The organism is Dysgonomonas gadei ATCC BAA-286, from assembly GCF_000213555.1.
In the GTDB taxonomy this organism is placed as follows: domain Bacteria; phylum Bacteroidota; class Bacteroidia; order Bacteroidales; family Dysgonomonadaceae; genus Dysgonomonas; species Dysgonomonas gadei.
In genome coordinates this window covers 87,457-96,650 of sequence record NZ_GL891993.1, presented here as the reverse complement: position 1 = coordinate 96,650, position 9,194 = coordinate 87,457, and the positions used below count along the sequence as shown (strand labels likewise).

At 41.0% G+C, this 9,194-nt stretch carries 8 protein-coding genes; 3 read left to right on the top strand and 5 right to left on the bottom strand.

Going from position 1 to position 9,194, the window contains the following annotated elements:
- Positions 1–341 (bottom strand): DUF4372 domain-containing protein (locus HMPREF9455_RS19690; RefSeq protein WP_006801519.1); only part of this gene is annotated, 341 nt, incomplete at its 3' end.
- A 448-nt stretch (positions 342–789) separates the two neighbouring features.
- Here HMPREF9455_RS19690 and HMPREF9455_RS19685 point away from each other — a divergent pair.
- Entirely contained in the window at positions 790–2,196 is a 1,407-nt protein-coding gene (locus HMPREF9455_RS19685) for an amidophosphoribosyltransferase (RefSeq protein ID WP_006801518.1), read from the top strand.
- A gap of 33 nt (positions 2,197–2,229) precedes the next feature.
- Here the strand turns inward: HMPREF9455_RS19685 and HMPREF9455_RS19680 are convergent, their stop codons facing one another.
- Complete coding sequence (locus HMPREF9455_RS19680; RefSeq protein WP_006801517.1) at positions 2,230–3,906, bottom strand: putative transporter; 1,677 nt, start codon at positions 3,904–3,906, stop codon at positions 2,230–2,232.
- Between the two features lie 263 nt (positions 3,907–4,169).
- On the opposite strand from HMPREF9455_RS19680, the gene HMPREF9455_RS19675 reads away from it, so the two are divergent.
- Positions 4,170–4,910 (top strand): phosphodiester glycosidase family protein, encoded by a 741-nt coding sequence (locus tag HMPREF9455_RS19675; protein WP_006801516.1) that lies wholly within the window; start codon positions 4,170–4,172, stop codon positions 4,908–4,910.
- A 55-nt stretch (positions 4,911–4,965) separates the two neighbouring features.
- Here the strand turns inward: HMPREF9455_RS19675 and HMPREF9455_RS19670 are convergent, their stop codons facing one another.
- The 3 genes from HMPREF9455_RS19670 to HMPREF9455_RS19660 all read right to left on the bottom strand — a co-directional run bounded on the left by HMPREF9455_RS19670 (position 4,966) and on the right by HMPREF9455_RS19660 (position 8,180).
- Positions 4,966–5,181, bottom strand: coding sequence for a heavy-metal-associated domain-containing protein (locus HMPREF9455_RS19670; protein WP_006801515.1), 216 nt, complete (start codon positions 5,179–5,181; stop codon positions 4,966–4,968).
- 134 nt (positions 5,182–5,315) lie between these two features.
- On the bottom strand, positions 5,316–7,535 hold the full coding sequence (locus tag HMPREF9455_RS19665; RefSeq protein WP_044216851.1) for a heavy metal translocating P-type ATPase: 2,220 nt from the start codon (positions 7,533–7,535) through the stop codon (positions 5,316–5,318).
- Positions 7,536–7,616: 81 nt separating this feature from the next.
- Complete coding sequence (locus HMPREF9455_RS19660) at positions 7,617–8,180, bottom strand: helix-turn-helix domain-containing protein (protein ID WP_006801513.1); 564 nt, start codon at positions 8,178–8,180, stop codon at positions 7,617–7,619.
- A 160-nt stretch (positions 8,181–8,340) separates the two neighbouring features.
- On the opposite strand from HMPREF9455_RS19660, the gene HMPREF9455_RS19655 reads away from it, so the two are divergent.
- Positions 8,341–9,144, top strand: a complete 804-nt coding sequence (locus HMPREF9455_RS19655; protein ID WP_006801512.1) for an inositol monophosphatase family protein — start codon at positions 8,341–8,343, stop codon at positions 9,142–9,144.
- Positions 9,145–9,194: the final 50 nt, after the last annotated feature.

The window sequence follows — 9,194 nt, the reverse complement described above, 5'->3', positions numbered from 1 at the left end:
ATATCGGCACGGCATTTTTGCGCTTGGGTAATCATCAGGGAGGCTAATTCCTCAAAAATCCGATAATCACGATTCGCGTTAGCTCGGGACAGAGTGGAAAGAGCGATACTCTTTCCAAAACCCAAACGATACGATTTCTGGTGGTGTGCATCAGTCAAAATGCACAAATCACGCATACTATCGCAGTTTGAGAGTTGCCCGAACATCATCATGAGCAGTTGATTCCAGCAGGAAAAATCACGAATCCTCATATTCCCCCTGTATTTTTTGACGATGTATTTAAATTGTTCATACGGCAAAAAATCAGTCAATTGAGCGAAAACATATTTGTCTTGATTCATAACAGGTTACATTTAACCTGCAAAATTATCATTTCAAATCGGGGGAAAAGAAAATCAACCGTAAATATCTGATATACAAAAATTTCAAAGAACTATTTTATAACTTAACGCAACACTAATGATTTTTCATTCTTAATTATTAATTGTTTTCAGTGTTACCTTTGTTACCTTTTTTTAATAGCTACAAGCTACTGCGCCTTTCGAGCAGTTAGGAGAAAGGCATTGTTTACTGATAACTGAAATTAAGTGTATTAATTTAAAATATTAATCTGTTACTTATAGGACCGATATTTCCCCGAAAACTAGTACTTTTATATCCCAATCTAAAAAAATTGAGGCATCAGGCCTTATGTTATTCTTATAAAGAGAACAATGATTGGCAGTTATGACTTTAAGACACGGTATAAAATTACTTTTTACGACTATAATTAAAAAAACACAATAGAAAATGGGTGGTTTCTTTGGAACAATATCTAAAACAGCCTGTGCTACAGACCTTTTTTATGGCACAGATTACAACTCACATTTAGGAACCCGCCGGGGAGGGATGGTTACACTCCATGACGGGACTTTTAAGCGGGCAATTCATAATCTGGAAAATTCATATTTCCGTCTGCGCTTCGAAGCCGACTTAGATAAGTTTCAGGGCAACTCAGGTATCGGGATTATCAGTGATACCGACCCTCAGCCTATATTTATCAGTTCCCATCTGGGAAAATATGCTGTAGTAACGGTAGCTAAAGTAAACAATATAGACGAACTGGAAAAGGAACTGCTCGATAAAGGATGCCACTTTTCGGAATTTAATGCCGGACAAATTAATCAAACGGAACTGATAGCTCTCCTTATTTCACAGGCCAATACTTTTGTAGAGGGGATAGAGTTGGTTCAGGAAAAGATAAAAGGCTCTTGCTCCATGCTTATCCTTACCGAAGAAGGAATTATCGCGGCACGTGATAAATGGGGGCGTACACCTGTCCTTATAGGGAAGAAAGACGGAGCGTATGCGGCAACAAGCGAACCTTGCAGTTTCCCTAATCTGGAGTACGAATTGGAATACAATGTCGGTCCGGGAGAAGTAGTTATGCTTACAGCCGATAGCATGACACAACTGCGCAAGCCGAACAAAAAAATGCAGGCCTGCTCTTTCCTCTGGGTCTACTATGGTTATCCGGTATCCGATTATGAAGGTATAAACGTGGATGCTGTGCGCTATGCCAGTGGGCAAGCCATGGCTAAGAAAGATGATACGGAAGCAGATTATGTGGCGGCCATCCCCGACTCTGGTATCGGCATGGGTTTGGGATATGCCGAAGGAAAGGGAATTCCTTACCGCCGTGCCATTATCAAATATACGCCTACGTGGCCGCGCAGTTTCACACCTGCCAATCAGAAAGTGCGGGACCTGGTAGCTAAAATGAAGCTAATCCCTAACCGTGAACTACTGAGGGACAAGCGGGTAATATTCTGTGACGATTCGATTGTGCGGGGCACACAGCTCAACGACAATGTGAATATACTCTACGGATACGGAGCCAAAGAAGTACATATCCGTTTAGGCAGCCCGCCGATTTTGTTCTCATGTCCTTTTCTGGGCTTTTCGGCGTCACGTTCACCATTGGAACTGATTGCACGCCGTACAGTGGAGGAACTCGAAGGTGATCACGAGAAAGATCTGGATAAGTACGCGACCACCGATTCGCCTCAATATAAGAATATGATAGACTGCATCCGTAAAAAACTGAATATAACCACACTGAAGTTTATTACGGTAGAGGATCTGATCGCATCAATTGGTCTGCCCAAAGAATGCGTTTGTACATATTGCTATAATGGTGCTAAACCGGAAGAATAGAGATTGCCTGTATACAGGCTCTTAACTGTATCTCTATATAAAGAACATCAGTAACAGTTGCGTGAAGATTATCCTGGCAAACATAGATACGGGATAAACAGTGGCATATGCTACAGATGGTTCATCGTCTTCTATTATCGAGTTTACATAGTTGAGCGCCATTGGATTTGCCATACTGCCGCAAAGCATCCCAACACACTTGGCATAGTTGAGTTTGAACATTTTCATGGCAAATAAGGCTACAACAATGACAGGGACAACAGTCAGTATAAAACCGAAGCCAACCCACAGGAGTCCTTCTGTCTGGAATACAGTCTCGAAGAAATGCTCTCCGGCGCTGATTCCCAGGCATGCCAGATAGACTGTGAGCCCGAACTGGCGCATCAGTAAGTTTGCGCTCTGAGTCGTATATGTGGTAAAACGGAAGCGGGGGCCAAATGCGCCCATCAGTATTCCTACAATGATAGGTCCTCCGGCTATACCCAGCTTCACGGGGAATGTCATACCCGGGAAAGGAAGGGGCAATGCTCCCAGGATAAGACCTAAGGCAATACCGGCAAAGATAGCGATGAGGTTGGGACGGTCGAGGCGTTTCTCTTCGTCACCGAGTATTTTAGCCACATTGTCTATCGACGCCTTTTCTCCAACCACTGTAAGCTTATCGCCGATCTGTAGAGACAAGTCCGGCGAAGCAAGCAGGTCTATACCTGCACGGTTAACACGGGTAATATTGATACCGTAATTGTTTCTGAGCCTCAACGTACCCAGCTTCACGCCATTAACCTTGCTGCGGGTTACGATAATACGGCGCGATACAAGCTGGCTGTTATCTATATGGTTCCAGTCTATATCTTCCTTGTTCCAGTCTACGTTTTCCTGCTCGCCGAACAAAACCTTGATATGCTCTACATCCGATTTGATAGAGATAATCAGTAGATGGTCGTCATGTTGCATCACGCTTTCGGAAGTAGGGATGGTCACTTTGCCGTCGCGCCAGATGCGTGATATGACAAAACGCTTTGAAGACAGCTTCATGATATCGCGGATCGTCTTTCCTTCTATAGCCGGATTGGTCACATGAAACTCGCCTACATATGTATTATGGTCTTTCTTCTCACTGGGAACAGCATAAGCGCCTTTGGCCACGAACACTTTCTTCAGGAATATGATAGCTAATATTACGCCTACTACTCCCAACGGATATGCCACGGCAGTAGCCAATGCCATATCAGCTATGGCTTTCATATCTCCGCCGGTTATTTGTTTCAATGCTTGTTGTGCTGCACCCAAAGCCGGAGTATTTGTAGTGGCTCCGCAAAGAATACCCACCATATTGGGTAAAGAAATATCACTGACGATACTGAATATAAGCGCCATTACCAAACCGAGGAAGACAACGCCCAAGGCCAGCATATTTAAACGAAGGCCTCCTTTACGCAGTGAAGAAAAGAAACCGGGCCCGACCTGTAATCCTAAGGCATAGATAAACAGTATAAGCCCAAAATTTTGAGCAAAATTAAGCATATCTTTATTCAGGTCAAGATCGAAATGACCCAGTATAATGCCGACAAAGAAAACAAAGGTGATACCCAGTGAAATATTGAACAGTTGCAGCTTGCCTAGTTGCAACCCAATAGCCGAAACGACCGAAATAACTATAATAGATTGAACCGACGAGGGCTCAAAAATGGTCTCCATTAACCAATCCATGACATTACACAACGTTAGAAATGCTGTGACAAAGGTAAGACAATAAAAACGAATGCGCCAATATTGTACAGGTGAAAATTGTGGTAACTATCTGAATATTCTCAGAAAAGCTTTATCTATATGTAAAAAGCAACCGTTCTTTGAAATGTTTATAAAACTTCAATATAATCAGAGATATAAACGTAGAATTTATAATAAAAAAGTAATTTTGCAACTTATCATTTTAATCATTAAATTGCCTGCACACAAAACAAACTATCATAATGACTATATACAAACAGTTAATATTATTTTCTTTATTTATATTTTCGGTCACTGTGGCGATTTCATTCTCTCCGGATAAGAATCCTATTGATGATAAGATCATTAGTTACGTCGTAGATACAAAATCGCAGGATATTGATTTTTACTGGAAAGATGATAGCAGCAAAATTATACGCGGTATACAAAATCTGAAAACGTATGTTGAAAGGAAAGATTTGAAACTGATATTTGCGATGAACGGAGGTATGTTCGATTCCAATTATGCGCCGATAGGACTTTTTATACAACGGTTTAAAACATTAAAAAAGCTGGATTCATCTTCCAATACAGGCAATTTTTATATGAAGCCAAACGGAATTTTCTACATCACATCCAATAATACGGCAGTTGTATGTAAAACCGAAAATTTCACGGATAACGGACAAATAAAGTATGCTACCCAATCGGGCCCAATGCTTGTTATAGACGGAGAGATACATCCTCAGTTTAAGGATGGTTCGACAAATCTGCAAATACGGAATGGAGTTGGTATTTTACCGGATAATAATGTGGTGTTTGTTATATCTACGGCAAAAGTAAATTTTTATGACTTTGCTTCTTATTTCAAATCACTTGGCTGTAGAAACGCTTTGTATCTCGATGGGTTCGTATCACGTATGTATCTGCCTGAGAAACATCTGAATCCGATGGACGGTGATTTCGGTGTGATAATTGGAATAACTCAAGCGGCTAGGGAATAGGTAAAAAACGGACTGCTGATCATATATTTTGATCAGCCGCCCGTTAAATAATACTTTATATCGTTTCTATCTTAAATCCCGCCTTCTGTACAGTATCTATCACTTCACTTTCGGTGATGCCGTCCGATACTACAGTCAGTATCTTATTCTTATTTTCAGTATCTACATTCCAGTTTGAAATACCTTTCACTTCATCGAGGAACGGGGTTACTTTGGCGATACATCCGCCACAATTGATATTGGTCTTAAATGTAAATGTCTTTGTTTCCATATGTTTAATGAGTTATAAGTTTTAAGTAATAAGTTGAAAGTTTTCTAGAATTCTAGAATTCTAGTATACTAGACTCTAGTACACTAAATTTATTTTTCACTTTTCGTTCTTCTTTTTTCGTTTTTTATAGATTCTTATTTCTTCCATTTCAGGCGTAAGCTATTGCTAACCACACTGACACTACTCAACGCCATCGCAGCACCTGCTATCATCGGATTAAGTAAAAAGCCATTGATTGGGAAAAGGATGCCCGCGGCAACAGGTATTCCTATCAGGTTATATATAAATGCCCAGAACAGGTTTTGCCGTATAGTAGTAACTGTTTGCCGCGACAGCTTAATCGCTTCGGGTATTTTGGTGAGGTCCGACGATATAATTGTCATCTTTGCCACATCCATAGCTATATCGCTGCCTTTACCCATCGCTATACTCAAATCGGCCTGAGCCAATGCAGTACTGTCATTGATCCCGTCTCCGACCATTGCGACTATTTTGCCCTCGGCCTGCAATTGCTTTACAAATTCGGCCTTTTGTTGAGGCAACACCTCGGCTTTATAGCGTTTTATACCGGTCCGTGCGGCTATCTCCTTTGCTGTGGATTCATTATCTCCGGTGAGCATATACACCTCTATTCCTGAGGATTGTAATTCCCGCACAGCGGTTTGCGAAGTAGCCTTTATCTTATCGGCAATGGCAACGACTGCAATCGCCTGCTTATCATCAGCAAACCAGATTACGGTTTTAGATTGGGAACTAAGTTCTTCGGCCTTTTTGCCTAAGGCTTCATTTATAACAATGTTGTTATCATTCAGCAATTTATAATTTCCGGCAAAGTATAACTGCCCGCCAACAAAGCCTTTAGCTCCTTTTCCCGTAATACTTTCGAAGCCGGAGGCAGGAATAGACGCCTCTGCATCGAAATATCGTACCACAGCCTCCGCTAACGGATGCTCCGATTGTTTCTCCAGGCTTAGTAAAGCGGCTTTCGGGCTGTCATCATTATTCAGCCAGAGAATATCGGTTACCTGAGGTTTACCTTCTGTTATGGTTCCGGTCTTGTCCAGCACAACTGCGTTTATCTTCTTTGCCAGTTCAAGGCTTTCAGCATCTTTTATCAGGATGCCTTTTTCAGCGCCCTTCCCTACTCCGACCATTATCGCTGTCGGCGTGGCAAGTCCCAAAGCACATGGGCAGGCAATAATGAGCACCGTTACCAATGCAAGTAAGCCATGTGTAAAACCTCCGCTACCACCTAGTACGAGCCAGACAATGAAAGACACAACAGCAATGCTTATTACCACAGGAACAAAGATTCCGGCTATTTTGTCAACCAGTTTTTGCACCGGAGCTTTGCTGCCCTGCGCTTCCTGCACCATCTTTATGATTTGGGCAAGCATGGTTTCGGAGCCTACTTTCTCAGCCTTGAAGCAGAAACTTCCCTTTTGATTTATTGTTCCGGCAAATACTTTTTCATCTGCTTCCTTCAATACGGGTACAGGTTCTCCGCTCAGCATGCTTTCGTCCACATATGATGTCCCCTCCGTAACCCGTCCGTCCACTGCAATCTTTTCTCCGGGCTTTACCAGAATAAGGTCGTCTATATTTACATTTTCAATCGGGATTTGATTGTGACTGCCATCTTCTTGTATAATAGTAACGGTCTTCGGTTGCAAGCCCATCAGCTTTTTTATGGCAGACGAAGTATTCCCTTTTGCCTTTTCCTCCAGCAACCGTCCCAATAGAATAAATGCAATGATAACGCTGGCAGCCTCGAAATAGACATGGGGTTCTACTCCTCTTGTTATCCAGAAATCAGGGAACAGCGTATTGAATACACTGAACAAATAAGCCACACTTGTACTCAACGCCACGAGTGTATCCATATTTGCAGATCTGTGCTTTGCCTGCTTCCACGCATTGATAAAGAAATCTTTACCCAACCAGAAAATAACAGGAGTGGAAAGCACCCACATTATTTCGTTGGCATAAGACATATGCATAAAGAACATCCCTATTGTAACTACCGGTATAGAAAGGACGATGGCTAATATCGTTCTCCGTTTCAGATCACCGAATTTCTTCCGGTGAATTTCTTCCAAAGTTTCAGCAGTTGTATTCCTGTCTTCTTCAATAAATAGGTCATATCCCCCGTCCTGAATCGCATCACGCATATTCTCGGGAGATATTTCATCCGGTAAATATTCTACAGCCAATGTTGCAGTAGCAAAGTTAACCGATGCATTTACCACTCCTTTCAGTCCCTTAACAATACTCTCCGCGCTTATAGCACACGACGCGCATGACATCTGAAGTACGGGGAATGTCTTCTTTACTGTATTATCTGTTGCTTTCATAATCTTCATCTTTTGATTATACAAAGATGGCAACAAAATAGCCGGGAGTTGTTATACTATTCTTTGGAAAGTTTATGAGATTTACACCTCATCCAATGGTTTTCGCTTGTTTGTTCTTATTTGCCTGAAGTGGCTCGGGGTGAGGCCCGTTACTTTCTTGAACTGGGCGCTAAGGTGAGCAACACTGGAATAATTCAGATTGAAAGCTATTTCATTGAGTGTGAGTTCGTCGTACACCAGCAACTCTTTTACCTTTTCTATTTTCTGAGCTATAAAGTACTTTTCTATCGTAGTGCCCTCTACTTCCGAAAACAGATTGCTGATATAATTATAATCGTGATGAAGTTTATCACTGATATAATCGGACAGATTAATTTTCAGATTATTGTTATTATAATGTACCAACTCTATAATAAGGTTTTTTACCTGTTCTATCAAACGGCCTTTTTTATCATCTATCAACGAAAATCCCAGAGATTCGAGTCTCTCGCTCAGCTTATTTTTTTGCTCTGTGGTTAATTTTTTATCGAGACGGACTTCCCCCAATTCAACCGAAAGCGTTTGTATATCCAGTTTTTCAAACTCGGATTCCACAACCATAATGCAACGGTTGCAAACCATATTCTTTATATATAATACTTCCATAAATTTATCTATATATTATAAACTAGCAAAAAGTATACCATGCAATTACAGAATAATAAACGATGGACACTTTAATAGATAATATTAAACAATAAATAGCGATATAAAGTTACAACTCTTTTTTATTTCATTAAATTTGAACCGTTTTTAATATAAACTTATGAATTTAGAACATATAACATCCGAAGTCTGCAAAATAGCTACCGAAGGCGGACATTTTCTCGCAAAGGAGAGAAAAGTTTTTCAAAGAAACAGAGTAGAAGAAAAGAATGCACACGACTATGTTTCCTATGTAGACAAGGAAACCGAAAAACTTCTGGTAAAAAAATTATCGGCCCTGTTGCCGGAAGCCGGATTTGTCACAGAAGAAGAAACTATAAAAACCGAAGAAAAAGACTATTGCTGGGTTATTGATCCGCTGGACGGAACAACCAATTTTATTCACGACAACGCTCCGTACTGTGTAAGCATAGCCCTTACCTACAAATCGAAGCCATTAGTAGGCGTTGTATATGAAGTATGTCGAGATGAATGCTTTTATGCATGGAAAGGCGGCAACGCGTACCTGAATGGAAAACAGATATCTGTATCTGCCACAAACGATATGAACAAAGCCTTAGTCGGCCTTGATTTGCCATACAACGACAAAGAGTACAAACCCCTGATGAACCACTTTATGGATCAGTTATACGGCAAAGCATCCAGTATCCGCGTGAATGGTTCGGCCGCCATGTCGTTATGTTATGTCGCTGCCGGACGGTTCGATATCTGGTGTGAAGCCTTCATCAATCCTTGGGACTTTATGGCAGGCGCACTCATAGTAGAAGAAGCAGGTGGCCGTATTTCAAATTTTGAAGGACAGGAACTTCTTTTCAATAACCATCATATCGTAGCATCGAATAATACTGTTATACATGATGAAATACTTGCATTAATACAACCTTTTTTTAGCTTTATCAAGTAAAACCAGTTTTATTTTAATATCCGGTCTTTATATTTAACTGTTTTTTTCTT

Coding starts and splice junctions, on each gene's coding strand:
- HMPREF9455_RS19685 (WP_006801518.1), top strand. CDS start 790: ATGGGTGGTTTCTTTGGAACAATATCTAAAACAGCCTGTGCTACAGAC.
- HMPREF9455_RS19675 (WP_006801516.1), top strand. CDS start 4,170: ATGACTATATACAAACAGTTAATATTATTTTCTTTATTTATATTTTCG.
- HMPREF9455_RS19655 (WP_006801512.1), top strand. CDS start 8,341: ATGAATTTAGAACATATAACATCCGAAGTCTGCAAAATAGCTACCGAA.
- HMPREF9455_RS19665 (WP_044216851.1), bottom strand. CDS start 7,535: ATGAAAGCAACAGATAATACAGTAAAGAAGACATTCCCCGTACTTCAG.
- HMPREF9455_RS19670 (WP_006801515.1), bottom strand. CDS start 5,181: ATGGAAACAAAGACATTTACATTTAAGACCAATATCAATTGTGGCGGA.
- HMPREF9455_RS19660 (WP_006801513.1), bottom strand. CDS start 8,180: ATGGAAGTATTATATATAAAGAATATGGTTTGCAACCGTTGCATTATG.
- HMPREF9455_RS19680 (WP_006801517.1), bottom strand. CDS start 3,906: ATGGATTGGTTAATGGAGACCATTTTTGAGCCCTCGTCGGTTCAATCT.